The sequence below is a fragment of the Stenotrophomonas sp. VV52 genome, from assembly GCF_002893095.1.
GTDB classification, from domain to species: Bacteria; Pseudomonadota; Gammaproteobacteria; order Xanthomonadales; family Xanthomonadaceae; genus Stenotrophomonas; species Stenotrophomonas aracearum.
Window position 1 is genome coordinate 163,084 of sequence record NZ_PKQQ01000002.1, and the last position, 16,144, is coordinate 179,227.

At 67.7% G+C, this 16,144-nt stretch carries 14 protein-coding genes; 8 read left to right on the plus strand and 6 right to left on the minus strand.

Features of this window, described 5'->3' with window-relative positions:
* Nucleotides 1-25 precede the first annotated feature (25 nt).
* Nucleotides 26-2,953: a TonB-dependent receptor gene (locus C2U58_RS06740; RefSeq protein ID WP_102945137.1), complete on the plus strand. Its 2,928-nt coding sequence runs from the start codon at nt 26-28 to the stop codon at nt 2,951-2,953.
* 36 nt (nt 2,954-2,989) lie between these two features.
* Here C2U58_RS06740 and C2U58_RS06745 read toward each other — a convergent pair whose 3' ends face one another.
* The gene (locus tag C2U58_RS06745; RefSeq protein ID WP_102945448.1) at nt 2,990-3,235 is read right to left on the minus strand and encodes a DUF2789 domain-containing protein; all 246 of its coding nucleotides are present in this window, start codon (nt 3,233-3,235) and stop codon (nt 2,990-2,992) included.
* Between the two features lie 182 nt (nt 3,236-3,417).
* Here C2U58_RS06745 and C2U58_RS06750 point away from each other — a divergent pair, with 182 nt between their 5' ends.
* Both C2U58_RS06750 and C2U58_RS06755 read left to right on the plus strand, forming a co-directional pair.
* Nucleotides 3,418-4,005 (plus strand): biliverdin-producing heme oxygenase, encoded by a 588-nt coding sequence (locus C2U58_RS06750; protein ID WP_102945138.1) that lies wholly within the window; start codon nt 3,418-3,420, stop codon nt 4,003-4,005.
* 28 nt (nt 4,006-4,033) lie between these two features.
* A complete protein-coding gene (locus C2U58_RS06755; protein WP_070207309.1) occupies nt 4,034-4,396 on the plus strand; it encodes a YbaN family protein in 363 nt (120 codons plus the stop codon).
* Between the two features lie 45 nt (nt 4,397-4,441).
* On the opposite strand, the gene C2U58_RS06760 is transcribed toward C2U58_RS06755, so the two are convergent.
* Nucleotides 4,442-6,469, minus strand: coding sequence for a sodium-translocating pyrophosphatase (locus C2U58_RS06760; RefSeq protein ID WP_102945139.1), 2,028 nt, complete (start codon nt 6,467-6,469; stop codon nt 4,442-4,444).
* Between the two features lie 308 nt (nt 6,470-6,777).
* Between C2U58_RS06760 and C2U58_RS06765 the strand changes: the two genes are divergently transcribed.
* Nucleotides 6,778-7,281: a hypothetical protein gene (locus C2U58_RS06765; RefSeq protein ID WP_102945140.1), complete on the plus strand. Its 504-nt coding sequence runs from the start codon at nt 6,778-6,780 to the stop codon at nt 7,279-7,281.
* Nucleotides 7,282-7,349: 68 nt separating this feature from the next.
* On the opposite strand, the gene C2U58_RS06770 is transcribed toward C2U58_RS06765, so the two are convergent.
* Nucleotides 7,350-8,150 (minus strand): hypothetical protein, encoded by an 801-nt coding sequence (locus tag C2U58_RS06770; RefSeq protein WP_102945141.1) that lies wholly within the window; start codon nt 8,148-8,150, stop codon nt 7,350-7,352.
* A 274-nt stretch (nt 8,151-8,424) separates the two neighbouring features.
* Nucleotides 8,425-9,681 carry a 6-phosphofructokinase gene (locus C2U58_RS06775; RefSeq protein ID WP_102945142.1) on the minus strand — a complete coding sequence of 419 codons (1,257 nt, stop codon included), beginning with the start codon at nt 9,679-9,681 and terminating at the stop codon, nt 8,425-8,427.
* A 141-nt stretch (nt 9,682-9,822) separates the two neighbouring features.
* Between C2U58_RS06775 and C2U58_RS06780 the strand changes: the two genes are divergently transcribed.
* The 3 genes from C2U58_RS06780 to C2U58_RS06790 all read left to right on the plus strand — a co-directional run bounded on the left by C2U58_RS06780 (nt 9,823) and on the right by C2U58_RS06790 (nt 12,627).
* Nucleotides 9,823-10,386: an adenylate kinase gene (locus C2U58_RS06780; protein WP_102945143.1), complete on the plus strand. Its 564-nt coding sequence runs from the start codon at nt 9,823-9,825 to the stop codon at nt 10,384-10,386.
* Between the two features lie 260 nt (nt 10,387-10,646).
* On the plus strand, nt 10,647-12,011 hold the full coding sequence (gene mpl, locus C2U58_RS06785) for a UDP-N-acetylmuramate:L-alanyl-gamma-D-glutamyl-meso-diaminopimelate ligase (protein ID WP_102945144.1): 1,365 nt from the start codon (nt 10,647-10,649) through the stop codon (nt 12,009-12,011).
* Nucleotides 12,012-12,018: 7 nt separating this feature from the next.
* Nucleotides 12,019-12,627, plus strand: coding sequence for an LON peptidase substrate-binding domain-containing protein (locus C2U58_RS06790; protein WP_102945145.1), 609 nt, complete (start codon nt 12,019-12,021; stop codon nt 12,625-12,627).
* 49 nt (nt 12,628-12,676) lie between these two features.
* On the opposite strand, the gene C2U58_RS06795 is transcribed toward C2U58_RS06790, so the two are convergent.
* A complete protein-coding gene (locus tag C2U58_RS06795) occupies nt 12,677-14,668 on the minus strand; it encodes a bifunctional DedA family/phosphatase PAP2 family protein (protein WP_102945146.1) in 1,992 nt (663 codons plus the stop codon).
* Nucleotides 14,669-14,771: 103 nt separating this feature from the next.
* On the opposite strand from C2U58_RS06795, the gene C2U58_RS06800 reads away from it, so the two are divergent.
* Nucleotides 14,772-15,434, plus strand: a complete 663-nt coding sequence (locus C2U58_RS06800) for a phosphotransferase (RefSeq protein ID WP_102945449.1) — start codon at nt 14,772-14,774, stop codon at nt 15,432-15,434.
* A gap of 7 nt (nt 15,435-15,441) precedes the next feature.
* On the opposite strand, the gene C2U58_RS06805 is transcribed toward C2U58_RS06800, so the two are convergent.
* Nucleotides 15,442-16,134 carry a hypothetical protein gene (locus C2U58_RS06805; RefSeq protein ID WP_102945147.1) on the minus strand — a complete coding sequence of 231 codons (693 nt, stop codon included), beginning with the start codon at nt 16,132-16,134 and terminating at the stop codon, nt 15,442-15,444.
* Nucleotides 16,135-16,144 lie beyond the last annotated feature (10 nt).

The following is a 16,144-nucleotide window of genomic DNA, read 5'->3' on the forward strand; positions in this document are numbered from 1 at the left end:
CATCGCCCTACCTACAGGTTTCAACATGCTTTCCAACTCCCGACCGCGCGCGTTGCCGCGCCCGTCCCGCCTGTGCATCGCCTTGCTGGCGTGCGGCCTGGCCGCTGCACCCGCAGCGCCGGCGCTGGCCCAGTCCGCCGACAGCGCCGCACTCTCCGCCGTGCAGTCGTTCGACATTCCGGCGCAGCCGCTGGCCGATGCACTGCGCAGCTACATGCGCCAGTCCGGTGTCCAAGTGGCGTATCCGGCGGCGCTGGCTGAAGGTGCCACCTCCACGGCGGTGCGCGGCACGCTGGATGCGCAGCGCGCGCTGGCGCAGCTGCTGGACGGCAGCGGGCTGGCCCCGCGCGTGCTCGGCCCGGGTGCGGTCAGCCTTGAACGTGCCACGCGCGGCCAACGCGCCGATGGCGTGATCGTCACCGACACCCTGCGCGTGGCCGGCGACCAGTCCAGCGCAGAGGGCGGCGACAACGAACGCGCACTGGAGGTGTACCGCAGCAGCGGCTCCAGCGTGTATGTCCCGCGTGCGACCATCGAACGCTTTCGCGGCACCTCCACCGCCGACATCGTCAAGGGCGTGGTTGGCGTCACCGCCGGCGATCCGCGCACCGCCAATGCGCTGGACCTCAACATCCGCGGCATCCAGGGCCAGAGCCGCATTCCGGTCATCATCGACGGCGGCCAGTCGACCATGGACACCTACCGTGGCTACGCCGGCCAGTCGCAGCGCACCTATCTGGACCCGGATCTCATTTCCAGCCTGACCGTGACCAAGGGCCCCAGCCTTGGCGCCAACGCGTCCGGCGGCATCGGGGGCGTGGTGGAGATGGAAACGCTGAACATCGGCGACGTGCTGCGCGACGGCCAGGACGCCGGCCTGCGCGTGCGCAGCGGCGTGTCCAACGGCAGCGCCCGCGGCCTGCCGGCCTACAACGCCGTGCCGCGCACCGACCGCAACAGCCTCGGCGGCCAGTTCTTCAACATCGCCGGCGGCAAGCACTGGGACCGGTTCGACCTGGTCGCCGCCTACGCCTGGCGCGACACCGGCAACTACTACTCGGGCAAGCACGGCTACGACGACTTCCCGCAGACCCGGCGCACCCTGGCGCCGTTGAACCCGCCCAATACCGAAGTGTTCAACACCTCGTCCAAGTCCAACTCGGTGCTGCTCAAGGGCACCTGGCGGATCGACGATGTGCAGACCCTGGAGGCCGGTTACCGCCATTACAGCGGTCGCCAGGGCGAGATCATGGCCTCGCAGATCATCCGCGTGGACCGCGACCGCGTGCCGCAGTGGGAGCCGGGCAGCGTCGACCTGGATGCCTACAACCTGCGCTACCGCTTCAACCCCGGCAACGACATCGTCGACCTCAAGGCCAACCTCTGGTACACCGAGGCCGACAGCCTGATGTACAACGGCCTGACCGGCATCACCCCGTGGTACTTCGACCGCCGCACCGAGTGGTACGACGGCCCGACCTTCAACACCGATCCGGGTTACAAGGACGCCTACCGCAACGACATGACCCAGAAGCGGTTCGGCCTGGACGTGTCCAACACCACGGTGCTGGTGACCGACAGCGCGGGGCTGTTCACCTTCGACTACGGCCTGGCCTTCAGCGACGAAGACGTGGGCCCGGGCGAGAACGCGCCGATCAAGCATGACGACCTGATCAACAACCGCTTCCTGCGCAACGCGGCGCGGAAGGAATACAGCGCAGTCGCGTCGATGAAGTGGCAGCCGGGCGAGCGCTGGGACGTGCTGCTCGGTGGGCGCTTCAGCCGGGTCAGCATCCATGACCGCAACCGCCTGGCCACGCCGGACGGCGAGGAGGTGATCGGCCAGTACCGCTACACCCAGCTGCTCAACGGCAACCCGGCGCTGCCGGCGTGGCGCGCGCAGCGCATCGCGATGCTCAACTGGTACCCGGACGCGAACGGCCAGTTCACCGAAGCCTCGCTGCTGGCCTCGCCGTACAAGAAGGGCACGGTGGCCGACATCACCGGCTGGAATTTCCACGACGTCACTGCCACCGAAGACCTGGGGGTACCCACCAGTTGGACCTGGTCGCAGCCGATCCGCCGTACCGACCACGCGTTCATGCCCACCGGCAGCGTCACCTGGCATGCCGACGAAGACACCCTGCTGTACATCAAGTACGCCGAAGGGGTGAAGCTGCCGAGCCTGTTCGAGAGTACGCTGGGCCTGTTCACGGCGGCCAAGCCGATCGACGGTGAGCTCAAGCCCGAACGCGCCGCAACCTGGGAAGTGGGGGCCAGCACGGTGAAGCACGACCTGTTCGCCGACGGCGACCAGGCCGCGTTCAAGCTGGCCTACTTCAACACCCGCATCGACGACCTGATCACCCGCGACTACCGCACGCTGTCGGCCGGCTACATCCGCAACATCGACCGCTTCAAGGTCTCGGGCCTGGAGTTCCAGTCCAGCTACGACGCCGGCAAGGTATTCGCCGATCTGTCGGCGCACTATTACTTCGAGGCCAAGACCTGCGCGCCGGACATCGCCGCCGAACGCCGCGCCTATGGCGTGCAGCGGAAGATTCCGGAACTGGCCGCGACGCCGGACTGCGTGGACGGTGGCTTCGAGGGCTCCTACAGCAACACCCAGAACCCGCCGCGTTACACGGTCAACCTGACCCTGGGTTCGCGCCTGTTCGACCAGCGGCTGAGCTTCGGCACCCGCGTGATCCACAACAGCGGCCCGATCAGCAAGCTCGACAAGGAATGGAACGTGGGCTTGTCGGCGATCCAGCAGTTGTACCAGCCGGCTACGGTGGTGGACGTGTTCGCCAGCTGGCAGGCCAGCGGGCAGCTGGCCTTCGACTTCAACGTGGACAACCTGACCGACCGCTATTACCTGGATCCGCTGGCGCTGGGCGTGATGCCGGCGCCGGGCCGGATCATGCGGCTGGCGGTGACCTGGCGGTATTGATCGAATGGGCGCGGCACTCGCCGCGCCCATTTTCGTTCAGGCCTTGGTCGCGTCCGCGTGCAACGCTTCGTTCAACTCATCGACCACGATCGCCCAATCGGCATCTTCCTTCAGCTCTTCGCCCAGGAACTGCCGCTGCGCGTCACTCCAGAAAGGCGCCTCGGCCAGGGTCACATCGGCTGCCAGCTGATGGTCAAGGATGAATCGGGCAATGGCCTCCTTGCTGGAGTCCAGTCCCAACTGCTCGAACAGGTTGGTCATGCGCGATTCGGTGGTGTCCATCATGGCAATCCTTGTGGGGCGGAAGAATGCGCCATTATCAACACCCCGGGGTGAGGATGGCATCGCCGGAATGGGGGAGCGGGCCTGCCGCGGCAATCCGGCTTGGGGTAGTCTGCGTGGCAGGCGTCTTACCCGTGTGACGCGCGCTGCGCGGCACTGCCACCTTTTCCTGCCAGAACGCCATGAACGCCACCGAGACCCTTGAAGCCACCCGCAGCCAACGCCTGAAGGCCGCTACCCGCGACAGCCACGGCGCGCTGGACAAGCGCATCATGGCCGGCGAGATCTTCGCCGACCGCGACCGCTTCGCCCGGTTCCTGCGCGTGCAGTACCGCTTCCACCGCGACATCGACGCGCTGTACGCCAATGCCGCGCTGGACGCGCTGCTGCCGGACCTGGCCGAACGCCGGCGGTTGCCCCAGGTCACCCGCGACCTGCATGACCTGGAACAGGTCCTGCCTGGCCCGGTGCCGATGCGGCTGGGCCCGGACCTGCCGTTGCCGGCCGCGCTGGGCTGGTTGTACGTGGCCGAAGGCTCCAACCTGGGCGGCACCATCCTGTACAAGATGGCCGGCCAGCTCGGCCTGGACGCCGACTTCGGCGCCCGCCACCTGGCCGCCCATCCCGATGGCGCCGCACGTCATTGGCGCGCGTTCACCGCCGCGCTCGACACCGTGGTGCTCACCGCCGAGCAGGAACAGCAGGTCATCGACGCCGCCGATGCGGCGTTCCGCAGCGTGCATGACCATGTCGAGCTGGAATTCGCATGAGTGCTGACCGCAGGCCCCGGGCACCCTGATGCGTTGGCTCTGGTTCTGCCTCGGCTGGGTGATGGTCGCGCTGGGCGTGATCGGCGCGCTGCTGCCGGTCATGCCGACCACGATCTTCCTGATCCTGGCAGTGGGTTGTTTCGCGCGCAGCTCGCCGAAGTTCGAACGAAAGCTGCTGGAGCACCCGCGCTATGGACCATCGCTGCGCGCATGGCGCGAGCAGGGCGCGATCAGCCGCAAGGGCAAGGCGTTCGCCGCCGGCGGCATGGCCTTCGGGTTCGTGATGTTTCTGTGGGGCGCGCGGCCATCGTGGCCGTTGTTGCTGGGGGTCGCGGTGTTTTTCCTGGCCAGCGCGGTTTACGTGCTTTCTCGACCGTCACCAGTGCCCTGAACGAACTGCCGCGACGCCCCTAGGGACGTCGCGGCCCCAAATCCATTACAACAACGGCACCAGCAACAACGCCACGATGTTGATGATCTTGATCAACGGGTTGATCGCCGGCCCCGCCGTGTCCTTGTACGGATCGCCCACCGTGTCGCCGGTCACCGCGGCTTTGTGCGCTTCACTGCCCTTGCCGCCGAAGTGCCCGTCTTCGATGTACTTCTTCGCGTTGTCCCAGGCCCCGCCGCCGGTGGTCATCGAAATCGCCACGAACAGGCCGGTCACGATGGTGCCGATCAGCAACCCGCCCAGCGCACGCGGCCCCAGCAGCAGGCCGACCACCACCGGCACCGCCACCGGCAGCAGCGAGGGCACGATCATTTCGCGGATCGCCGAGCGGGTCAGCATGTCCACCGCGCGGTCGTACTGCGGCTTGCCGGTACCTTCCATGATCCCTGCGATCTCGCGGAACTGGCGGCGCACTTCCTCCACCACCGCGCCGGCCGCGCGGCCGACTGCTTCCATCGCCATCGCGCCGAACAGGTAGGGAATCAACCCACCGATCAGCAACCCGATGATCACCGTGTGGTCGGACAGGTCGAACGCAAACACTTCACCCGGATGCGCGGCCTGCAGGTTGTGGGTGTAATCGGCAAACAGCACCAGTGCGGCCAGCGCCGCCGACCCGATCGCATACCCCTTGGTCACCGCCTTGGTGGTGTTGCCCACCGCATCCAGCGGGTCGGTGATGTCGCGGATCTCCGGCGGCAGCTCGGCCATTTCGGCGATGCCACCGGCGTTGTCGGTGATCGGCCCGTACGCATCCAGCGCCACGATCATGCCCGCCATCGACAGCATCGAAGTGGCGGCGATCGCGATCCCGTACAGCCCACCATGCAGGTGCGCCAGCCAGATCGCCAGGCACACCGCGATCACCGGCAGCGCGGTAGACTTCATCGACACGCCCAGCCCGGCGATGATGTTGGTGCCATGCCCGGTGGTCGACGCCTGCGCCACGTGCTGCACCGGCTTGTACTGGGTGCCGGTGTAGTACTCGGTGATCCACACGATCAACCCGGTGAGGATCAGGCCGATCAGCGCGCAGATATACAGGTTCATCGCCCCGTGCGCGTTGTCGGGCATCAGCTGCCGGGTGATCGGGTAGAACGCGATCGCCGCCAGCACGCCGGACACGATCACGCCCTTGTACAGCGCGCCCATGATCGAGCCGCCGGGTTTCACCTTGACGAACAGCGCGCCGATGATCGAAGCGATGATCGACACCCCGCCCAGTACCAGCGGATACAGGATCGCGTTGCGACCGGCCTCGGCGATCATCAGGCTGCCCAGCAGCATGGTGGCGATCACCGTGACCGCATAGGTCTCGAACAGGTCGGCGGCCATGCCGGCGCAGTCGCCGACGTTGTCGCCCACGTTGTCGGCGATCACCGCCGGGTTGCGCGGGTCGTCTTCGGGAATGCCGGCTTCGACCTTGCCGACCAGGTCCGCGCCGACGTCGGCGCCCTTGGTGAAGATGCCGCCGCCGAGCCGCGCGAAGATCGAGATCAGCGACGAACCGAACGCCAACCCGACCAGCGCATGCAGCGCCGCGCCGGTGTCCAGCCCCAGCCGCAGCAGCAGTGCGTAGTAACCGGCCACGCCCAGCAGGCCCAGCCCGACCACCAGCATGCCGGTGATCGCGCCGCCACGGAACGCCACGTCCATGGCCGCGCTCAGTCCATTGCGCGCGGCTTCGGCGGTGCGCACGTTGGCGCGTACGGACACGTTCATGCCGATGTAGCCGGCCGCGCCGGACAGCACCGCACCGATCGCGAAACCGATCGCGGTGTACCAGCTGAGGAAGATCCCGACCAGCACGAACAACACGATGCCGGCGATGCCGATGGTCAGGTATTGGCGGTTGAGGTAGGCGCGCGCGCCTTCCTGGATGGCGGCGGCGATTTCCTGCATGCGGGCATTGCCGGCCGGTTGCCGGAGGATCCAGCGTGCCGACACGATGCCGTAGAGAATCGCAAGGATGGCGCAGAACAGCGCAAGTGAAAGCCCATAACGTTCCAGCATGTCCCCTCCCGGGTGATGGATGGCATCCAGTCGACGGACGAACCTCACCACGCGGGGCACAACGGGCTGCAACGATGGACCAACCCGTTCAGACCGTCCCCGGTCATCAAGCGTGTGGCTTTGTTCAGCAATCCTGGTGCCCCCCGATTATGCAGGGAAAACGCCCAAAGCGACCACGCCGACGCGCCAACCGACGCGCCACGCCCCAAACGTCACCGGTAGAGCCGGGCTCTGCCCGGCCCGGCCCTTGGCGCAACATTCATCCGCTGCGCGCCATCTTGACTGGCATTCCCCACAGGCGCCGCCCCATGTCCCCACGCCACCTCCTCCTGCTAGCCCTGCTGCCCACCGTCGCCGCCACCGCCGCAGAAACCCCCGAGCTCCAACGTCCCACCGGCGCCGCGCAAGCGGTGAACGCCGTCCACACCCTGCGCCAGATCCCCGAAGCCTGCGCCCGCCTGGAGGGCGCCTTCACTGGCGACGCGGCGAATCCGTACAAATTCGCCGTGGTCCGCACCAGCGAGCAGTGCCAGGCCCGCGCCCGCTTCGTCGACTACGCCAAGGCACAGCCCAGCGAAGCCAAGGGCTGGAAGCTCAATGACGTGATCCGCGTACCGAGCGCGGCCTGCCCGGCGCAGCAGGCGGTGGTGCGCGTCTGGCGTCTGCCGGTAGACCAGAAGACCGAACTTGACGGCCAAGGCCAGTCGCGGATCTACCTGGAAGAAGCAAAGAAGCAGGCTGCGGCCGGCAAGATCGCGCAGATCCCGATGTTCGCCGCGCAGATGACGATGGAAGGAAACGCCTGCCGGTAACCGGCATGAAAAAACCCGGGCGGCGGGGCCGTCCGGGTTCTGGTATCACGATCGCGCGAACCGCAGGCTCAGTTGCCCTTGCAATCCCGCAACCACATCACGCGGTTGTTCTGATCGTAGTGATCGATCACACCCTTGAGCGTGACGTTTTCCTTCGGGCGCAGCGCCATGGCATATGCGGTCTGGCTCGGCGCGAAGCGGCAGGAGATGGCGACGCTGTCGAAATCGATGCCGCCGCTGGGATTGCCGCCGACATCGAACCCGGTGTTGTAGCCGTTGCCGTCCTTGAACACGGTGATCACGCGACCGGTGATCGCGTATTCCTTGCCCTGGTAACGTGCTTCCATCGCGCCGGGGTTGTCCTTGTGCTGCGAGCGCAGGCGCGAACCGAATTCACGGGCGGTGGTGTTCACCACCGACGCCTTCGGGGTAGCCGCAGCCAGCTGCTCGCCGGCCTTGCCCGGCTTGACCTGGGTCAGCAGGTCGCACATGGCTTTCTTGATGCCGTCGGCGCTGGCGAAGGCGCCGGGGTTGACCTTCAACAACAGGCCCACGGTGCCGGTGCCGCCCTCGCTGGTCGCACTGACGATCAGCGGCAGGTTCTTGTGCATGCCGGTCTGCGGTTCTTCGATCAGCATTGCGCCGTTCTCGGCGTCTTCGCTGATCACGTCCATGTTGGCGTTCTTGGCGATCACGCGCATCTGGCCAATGGCGTTCGGCACGGTCAGGCCGGGGTGGCTGACCGAGGCGGTGAAGTTGGTGCCTTTCAGCGGGTTGCCCTTCTTGAGGAAGGAGCTTTCGCAGGAGTCGGCAAACGCCGGGGCGGCCGCAGCGAGCAGCAGCACGGCAAACAGGGGTGTGCACTTCATGTCGGGTACTGTCCTTGTCATCGTCCGCAGGGCGCGGAGGGTGGGTCGCGGTTGCGAACGCCGACGTGTCCTGCCGGCGTTGGGGGATTGTAGGGGGCGGTGGAGGGTGTCGCAAACGGCGGCTTCGGTTGGGTGTACACGCGGAAGCATGGCCGCAACCGATGACAGACACGGCTCCGGACGCTTGAGCCGCGCTCTGCGCGGTGTCCGGCCAACGGCCGGACCTACGAATTCTCCCGAACGGCCGTAGATCCGGACACGTCAGCAGGATTCTTCACGCCTCGAAGGGTGGCAATTTCTTTTTGACTGCCACGTTCTTCAGCGTTACGTACTTCGGCAAACCATCGGCGCCGTACGGCAACGGGGCTTCACCTTTGATCAGCGGCGACAGGTAGGCCCTGGCCTTGTCGGTGATCCCGAAGCCGTCGCGGCGGATGAAGCCGGCCGGCATCTTCTTCTCGTGGTTGGCCACCTTGTGCAGCGGTGCCGGCTCGATCTTCCAGCGGTAGGGCGCGTCGCTGCTGCGCACGATCACCGGCATCACCGCATTCTGGCCCTTCAGCGCGTACTGCACCGCGGCCTTGCCCACCGCCTGCGCCTGCTCCCAGTCGGTCTTCGAGGCAATGTGCCGCGCCGAGCGCTGCAGGTAGTCGGGGAGGGTCCAGTGCACCTTGTAGCCCAGCGCGTCCTTGACCCGTGCGGCCAGCTGCGAGGCCACGCCGCCCAGCTGGGTGTGCCCGAACGAATCCTTGCCGCCACCGGCGTCGGCCACGAAGCGGCCATCGGCGGTCTGGATGCCTTCCGACGCCACCACCACGCAGTGGCCCACGCGCTCGACCACCTGCTTGACCTTGGCCAGGAACGCAGCCTCGTCGTAGGCGCGCTCGGGCAGCAGGATGATGTGCGGCGCCTCATCGGGCCCGTTGCCGGCCAGACCGGCCGCCGCAGCCAGCCAGCCGGCGTGCCGGCCCATGGCCTCGTACACGAACACCTTGGTCGAGGTTTCGGCCATCGCCGCCACGTCCAGTGCCGCCTCGCGCACCGACACCGCCGTGTACTTGGCCGCCGAGCCGAAGCCGGGGCAGGTGTCGGTCACCGCCAGGTCGTTGTCGATGGTCTTGGGCACGCCGATGCAGGTCAGGTCGTAATCGAACGCCTTGGCCAGCTGCGACACCTTCCAGGCGGTGTCGGCCGAATCGTTGCCGCCGTTGTAGAGGAACCAGCGCACGTCATGGGCCCGCAGCACCGCCAGCAGGCGCTCGTAGCGGGCGCGGTCGGCCTCCAGCGACTTGAGCTTGTAGCGGCACGAGCCGAACGCCCCGCCCGGGGTGTGGGCCAGTGCCGCAATGGCCGCCGCGGACTCCTTCGAGGTGTCGATCAGCTCCTCGCGCAGCGCCCCCAGGATGCCGTTGCGGGCAGCCAAGACCTTGATTCCCTTGGCCCTGGCGGTACTGATCACGGCCGAAGCGGTGGCATTGATGACGGCGGTGACGCCGCCTGACTGGGCGTACAGCAGGGTACCTTTGGACATGGTCGGACCTTGGTCGGGGGGAAGGACATTGCAGGGACATTACCGGTATGAGGTAAAGTGCGTATATTGCGGTGCAGCGTGATTGTGGACAATCCCGGGGCGCGCGCCCTTCCGTTTTTTTACCAAGTTGGAGTCAGGTTGATGCGATTGGTTCTGTTGGGACCGCCCGGTTCGGGCAAGGGGACACAGGCGACGCGCCTGAAGGAACACCTGGGCATCGCCCACATTTCCACCGGCGACCTGCTGCGCGCCGAAGTGGCCGCCGGCACCGAGCTGGGCAAGCAGGCCAAGGCGGTGATGGATGCCGGCAACCTGGTGTCCGACGACATCCTGCTGGGCATGCTCGAATCGCGCCTGGGCCAGCCGGACGTGGCCAAGGGCTTCATCCTCGACGGTTACCCGCGCAATGTGGCCCAGGCCAACGCGCTGGATGGCCTGCTGGCCAAGATCGGCCAGCCGCTGGATGCGGTGGTGCAGCTGGACGTGGCCAGCGATCTGCTGGTGCAGCGCATTGCCGGCCGTGCGGCCGAGCAGGGCCGTGCCGATGACAATCCGGACTCGGTGCGCCAGCGCCTGCAGGTCTATACCGACCAGACCGCGCCGGTGGTGGACTTCTATGCAGGTCGCGGCACCCTGGCGCGCGTGGATGGCGTGGGCGAGCTGGACGAAGTGGAAAGCCGCATCCACGCAGCCATCAAGGGCTGAACAACCTACACGCGCACGCCCGGTCCTATCGGAACCGGGCGTGCGGTGTAGAACGCCAGCGATCAGGCCTGCTCAGAGCCTCACAATATGAGCCCCCCTTGGGACGGCCTCTTGGGGAGTAGGACCATCGGGAGTACTGCGGCTGGCGCGATGAATTGTGTCCGTATTCACAATACGTCGCTATCAGGGATTCCCCTACAGCACGCTACGGCATGCGTTGCGCCTCCCCTTCATGGTTGGCTTTGGGCGACAATCGTCCGATGAGCACGATCCACATTCTTGGTATTGCCGGCACCTTCATGGGCGGCGTGGCCGCGCTGGCGCGGGAACTGGGCCATACGGTCCGTGGCAGCGACCAGGCGATCTATCCGCCGATGTCCACCCAGCTCGAACAGCTGGGCATCGCCCTCGACCCGGGCTATCGCAGCGACAGCGTCTCCAGCGACTGCGACGAGGTCGTGGTCGGCAATGCGCTGTCGCGCGGCAATCCCGCGGTCGAAGCCGTCCTCGACGCCGGGCAGCGCTACATTTCCGGCGCGCAGTGGCTGTCCGAGCAGGTGCTGCCGGGCCGCGACACCCTGGCCGTGGCCGGCACCCACGGCAAGACCACCACCACCACCATCCTGACCTGGCTGCTGCAGGCGGCCGGCCGCGAGCCGGGCTTCCTGATCGGCGGCGTGGCCGAAGACTTCGGCGTCTCCGCGCGGGTCGGGCAGGGCCGCGAGTTCGTGGTCGAAGCGGACGAGTACGACACCGCGTTTTTCGACAAGCGCAGCAAGTTCGTGCACTACCGCCCGCTCGTGGCCATCCTCAACAACCTCGAGTACGACCACGCCGACATCTTCCCGGACGTGGCCGCGATCCAGCGCCAGTTCCACCACTTGGTGCGCACCGTGCCCGCGCGCGGGCGGTTGATCGTCAACGGCGAGGACGCCTACCTGGCTGAAGTGCTGGCGATGGGCTGCTGGACCCCGGTGGAACGCTTCGGCTTCGACCCCGGCCTGGAATGGCATGCCGAGCTGGTCAACGCCGATGGCAGCGCCTTCATCGTGCACCACCGTGGCGTGGCGCTGGGCGAAGTGCGCTGGTCGCTGCTCGGCCGCCACAACGTGCTCAATGGCCTGGCGGCACTGGCGGCCGCGCATGCGGTCGGCGTTGCGCCGGCCACGGTGATTCCCGCGCTGGCGAACTTCCGCAGCGTCAAGCGGCGCATGGAAGTGATCGGCGACGCGGACGGCATTACCGTCTATGACGATTTCGCCCATCACCCCACCGCCATCCACACCACGCTGGAAGGGTTGCGCGCCAAGGTGGGCGCTCGCCGCATCGTGGTCGCGATGGAGCCGCGCAGCAATTCGATGCGGCTCGGCGCGCATGCCGAGGCACTGGCACCGTCGCTGGCGCTGGCCGACGCGGTGGTGTTCCTGCACCGTCCGGAACTGGCCTGGGACGCCGCCAGCGTGATCGCCGCCGTGCGCGGCCAGGCGCATGCCGTGCCCGACACCGATGCGTTGCTGGCCCAGCTGGGTGACATCGTGCAGCCCGGCGACCACGTGGTGTTCATGTCCAACGGGGGCTTCGACGGCGCGCCGCGCCGGTTCCTGACCCAGTTGCAGGCGCGGTGAGCGCTGCATGACCGACACCACGACCTTGCCGTTGTTCCCGCTGCATTCGGCGCTGCTGCCGGGTGCAGCGCTGGGCCTGCGCGTATTCGAGCGCCGCTACCTGGACATGCTGCGCGAATGCAGCCGCAACGACACCCCGTTCGGGATCTGCCTGATCCTCGAAGGCGAGGAGGTCGGCGCCCCGGCCACCCCGGCCGCGCATGGCGTGGAAGCACGCATCGAAGACTTCGACATGGGCGCCGACGGCGTCCTGGTGCTGCGCCTGCGCGGCCACCGGCGTTTCCACGCGCGCCCGCCGCGGATCCGCGACAACGGCCTGATCGTGGCCGAGGTCGAATGGAGCGCGCCTGATCCGGACGACGAACTGCGCCCGGAACACGCGCTGCTTTCCACCGTGCTGGCCCACATCATCGAACAGGCCGGCAGCGCGTTCGAGCCGAGCCATCCGGCCCTGCTGGATCAGTCGGCCTGGGTCGGCTGGCGGCTGGCCGAACTGATGCCGCTGGAAGAAGCCCAGCGCCTGCAACTGCTGCAGATGGACGACCCGCACCAGCGCCTGGACGCGCTGCTGCGCTGGATGCCGCCCAACGCCACCGTGATCGACGAAAACTGGTAGGTGTAAATCACGGCGGTCGCTTCAGACACAGCACTCCGCCGTGATTCCTTCAATACGTCCTGACCCGCAGCACCGGCATGCCCGTATCCGGATGGTTGCCTACGTCCTGCGGCAGCCCTTCCAGCGCTTCACGCACCGCCGTCAGCGACGGGTCGATGCCGCGCATCGGCCGCCACATCCCGATCAGCTTGAAGTGCTGCTGGTAGTGAAGGGTCTGCGCGCTGCCCAGCCACAGCGGCTGGTCGCCCGGCTGCAGCTGCACCGGCGCCGGCCACAGGCGCAACGCGAAGATCTCGTTGGGCGCGTTGCCCGGGCGCAGCATCAGCAGCGATTCCACCTGGGTGTCCAGCGTGGCCGGCAGCACCGGCACTTCGTCCTGGGTGGCGGACTTGTCCAGCATCAGCAGCGCCTGCTCCCAGCCGGCCTGCGGCTGCACGCGCCAGCCCTGGCTTTCCAGCCGCTCGCGCAGCGGTTCCAGCGGCCCGGCCACCTGCACGTCCAGCGGCCAGCGCTGGTCGTCGTCGAACTCATTGCGGCGCGACGGCAGGCTGCGCCATTGGCCGCCCCACCATGCCTGTGCCACCAGCCTGGCGGGCGCCGGCTGGGCCGGTTCGAAGCGCTGCAGCTTCAGGTCGACGTTGCGCGGCGCGTACCACAGCGCGGCCACCGCGAAAGTGCCATAGAACAGCCACGACACCGGCTTGACCCAGAACGAGCGGTTGAAGCGGCGACGGTAGGCAATGCCCAGCACCAGCAGCCAGAACGTGCCGAACAACATGCCGCCGATCACGTCGCTCAGCCAGTGCGCGCCCAGGTACAGCCGCGCGAACCCGATCAGGCTGACGATGATGCCCGACAGCAGGTACGGCCACACCCGCGTGCGGCCGGGCAGCTCGCGTGCGATCAGCACCGCGAAGAAGCCGAAGGTGATGGTGGCCATGGTCACCGACACCGACGGGAAGCCGAAGCCGCTGCTCGCGTCCGGCGGTCGTACCACGTCCACCGTGGCGCCCAGCAGCCGGGTCAGGGCCAGGCCGAAGGCCAGTGCGGCCAGCCAATGCGCGGCGGCCATCCAGCGGCGGCGCCAGATCAGGTAGCCCATGGTCAGCACGGTCGGCGGCAGCAGCACCTGCCAGGCGCCGAGCGAGGCCAGCGCGGCCATCGGGTAATCGGCCAGCGGGTTGCGCAGCGCCAGCATCGCCTGGTGCACGGCGAGGTCCAGGCTCAGCGGTTCGCCATGCGCGACCACCGCCATCAACAGCGCGAACCAGCCCCAGCCCAGCAACAGCAGCATCAGCGCCAGCATCGCCAGCGGCACCGACTCGCGCCGTTGTGGGTCGAACACGGAGACCGAATAGCGGCCCAGCGTGGGATGGCGCTGCGACCACTGCAGCAGGCTGGCCAGCCAGCTGTCCATGCGCGCGGCCGACCAGCGGTAGCCGTACAGCACGATCGCCCAGACCACGCCCATCACCACGCCGACCAGCGCCAGCACCAGCACCAGCCGCCCGGCCACCGCCGCGACCGCGTCGTAGGCTTCGCCCAGCACCCAGCCCGGCGCCAGGAACAGCACCGCCCAGGAAATGCTGGCGATGCCGCTGGCCTGCACGTAGCGCATCGCCGGCATGTTCATCATTCCGGCGATGGCCGGCACGAACGGGCGGATCGCGCCCACGTAGCGGGCCACCAGGATGCTCTTGAAGGCATTGCGGCGGAACATCGTTTCGCCACGGTCGAGCAGCTGCGGGTAACGGCTGAACGGCCACACCCCGCGCAGCCGGTCGCCCCATCGCCGGCCTATCCAATAGCTGATGCCATCACCGGCGAAGGCGCCCAGCGCCGCGCACGCCACCGCGTACGGTCCGGAGATCTGGCCCAGACCAATGAAGACGCCCACCGCGAACAGCAGCGGCAGGGCGGGCACGATGGCGCCCAGCACGATCACCGCATCGCAGAAGGCGATGAGGAAGATGACCGCGCCGGCGAGCACCGGGTGAGCTGATATCCACGCAAGCGTGGCATCGATCCATGACGAGTCCATCGGTCGATTATAGAGGCGGCAACGTGACTGACTGCCCGACAGGGCCGCCCCGCGTTCGTCACGGGGCGGCAAAGAATGTGGTCCGCCGCCTAGAATGGCCGGCATGAACCGTCCGCTCCCGCCCGCGTCACATGCCCTCAAGGCCGACAGCTTTGGCCGCATCCTGTTGATGGAACAGGACGGCCGGCGTTTCGTCCGCCGCGACCTGGGCGCCACGCCGTGGTGGCTGCGCCTGCCGGCCTGGTGGCTGGCCCGGCGCGAAGCGCGCGCGCTGGCGCACCTGGACGGCATGCCCGACACCCCGGCGCTGCTGGCCTGGAACGGGCGCTGGCTGGACCGCAGCTTCATGGCCGGCGACGCCATGTACCAGCGCCCGCCGCGTGCCGACATCGCCTACTTCCGCGCCGCGCGCCGCCTGCTGCAGAAGGTGCACCGCCACGGCATCGCCCACAACGACCTGGCCAAGGAAGCCAACTGGCTGGTGCGCGAAGACGGCAGCCCGGCGCTGATCGACTTCCAGCTCGCGGTGATCGGCAACCCGCGCTCGCGCTGGATGCGCCTGCTGGCCCGCGAGGACCTGCGGCACCTGCTCAAGCACAAGCGCATGTACTGCCGCGAGTCGCTGACCCCGGTGGAAAAGCGCGTGCTCAAGCGCCACTCGTGGGTGCGCGACCTGTGGTTCCGCACCGGCAAGCCGGTCTACCGCGTGGTCACCCGCAAAATCCTGCACTGGGAAGACAACGAAGGGCAGGGGCCAAAGCCCTGACGATTACCTACGGCGTTGCCGGTACCACCTGCTGCCCGATGAAATTACGCTGCGCATCGAAGTCGTAGCCGATCTGCACGGTGCCGACATCGGCGCAGGCGTGGCATTCGCGCAGGGGCGTGCGGTACAGCAGGCGAACGCCGCCGCCGTCCAGCGGTGTACTGGCCGCTGCCTGCGCCGGTGGGAAGGGCATGGCCTGCGGGTCGGTGGCCAGCAGCGCCTGTATGCCGGGGTCCGCACGCAGCGTGTCATCCAACTGCACGTTGTCCACGTCGATGCGCTTGCCGCTGGCGTCGATCAGGCGCGTGCCTTCGTTGGTGTTGGCGCGGAACGGGTAGGTGACGGTGGCGACGCCGATGCCATCCTGGTCGTGCCAGGCGCTGGCGTAGGCGAGTTCGCCGCCGCTGGACAGTTGCTCGGCGGCAGCGATGGCGTCTGCATTCGCGCCGGCACTGCGCATCGCGGTGATCAGGCATTCGCGGGTGGCCGCGGCCTCGCCTTGGCGGCAGCTGTTGAGATCACCACTCCAGACCACCGCATTGCTCCAGCGGAGGTTGGCATTGGCGGCTGCCGATGGGGCGGTCGCGTCGGCGGTGGCAGCCGGTGTTGGCGCCTCGGGCGCATCAGAGGGGTTGCGTTGGCACGCAGTGGCAAGAACGAGCAGACCCAGGACGGGGAACAGACAGCGGGAACGGCGCATGGCAGGGACC

Coding starts and splice junctions, on each gene's coding strand:
- C2U58_RS06775 (WP_102945142.1), bottom strand. CDS start 9,681: ATGTCCAAAGGTACCCTGCTGTACGCCCAGTCAGGCGGCGTCACCGCC.
- C2U58_RS06740 (WP_102945137.1), top strand. CDS start 26: ATGCTTTCCAACTCCCGACCGCGCGCGTTGCCGCGCCCGTCCCGCCTG.
- C2U58_RS06765 (WP_102945140.1), top strand. CDS start 6,778: ATGTCCCCACGCCACCTCCTCCTGCTAGCCCTGCTGCCCACCGTCGCC.
- C2U58_RS06760 (WP_102945139.1), bottom strand. CDS start 6,469: ATGCTGGAACGTTATGGGCTTTCACTTGCGCTGTTCTGCGCCATCCTT.
- C2U58_RS06780 (WP_102945143.1), top strand. CDS start 9,823: ATGCGATTGGTTCTGTTGGGACCGCCCGGTTCGGGCAAGGGGACACAG.
- C2U58_RS06795 (WP_102945146.1), bottom strand. CDS start 14,668: ATGGACTCGTCATGGATCGATGCCACGCTTGCGTGGATATCAGCTCAC.
- mpl (WP_102945144.1), top strand. CDS start 10,647: ATGAGCACGATCCACATTCTTGGTATTGCCGGCACCTTCATGGGCGGC.
- C2U58_RS06770 (WP_102945141.1), bottom strand. CDS start 8,150: ATGAAGTGCACACCCCTGTTTGCCGTGCTGCTGCTCGCTGCGGCCGCC.
- C2U58_RS06745 (WP_102945448.1), bottom strand. CDS start 3,235: ATGGACACCACCGAATCGCGCATGACCAACCTGTTCGAGCAGTTGGGA.
- C2U58_RS06790 (WP_102945145.1), top strand. CDS start 12,019: ATGACCGACACCACGACCTTGCCGTTGTTCCCGCTGCATTCGGCGCTG.
- C2U58_RS06750 (WP_102945138.1), top strand. CDS start 3,418: ATGAACGCCACCGAGACCCTTGAAGCCACCCGCAGCCAACGCCTGAAG.
- C2U58_RS06800 (WP_102945449.1), top strand. CDS start 14,772: ATGAACCGTCCGCTCCCGCCCGCGTCACATGCCCTCAAGGCCGACAGC.
- C2U58_RS06755 (WP_070207309.1), top strand. CDS start 4,034: ATGCGTTGGCTCTGGTTCTGCCTCGGCTGGGTGATGGTCGCGCTGGGC.
- C2U58_RS06805 (WP_102945147.1), bottom strand. CDS start 16,134: ATGCGCCGTTCCCGCTGTCTGTTCCCCGTCCTGGGTCTGCTCGTTCTT.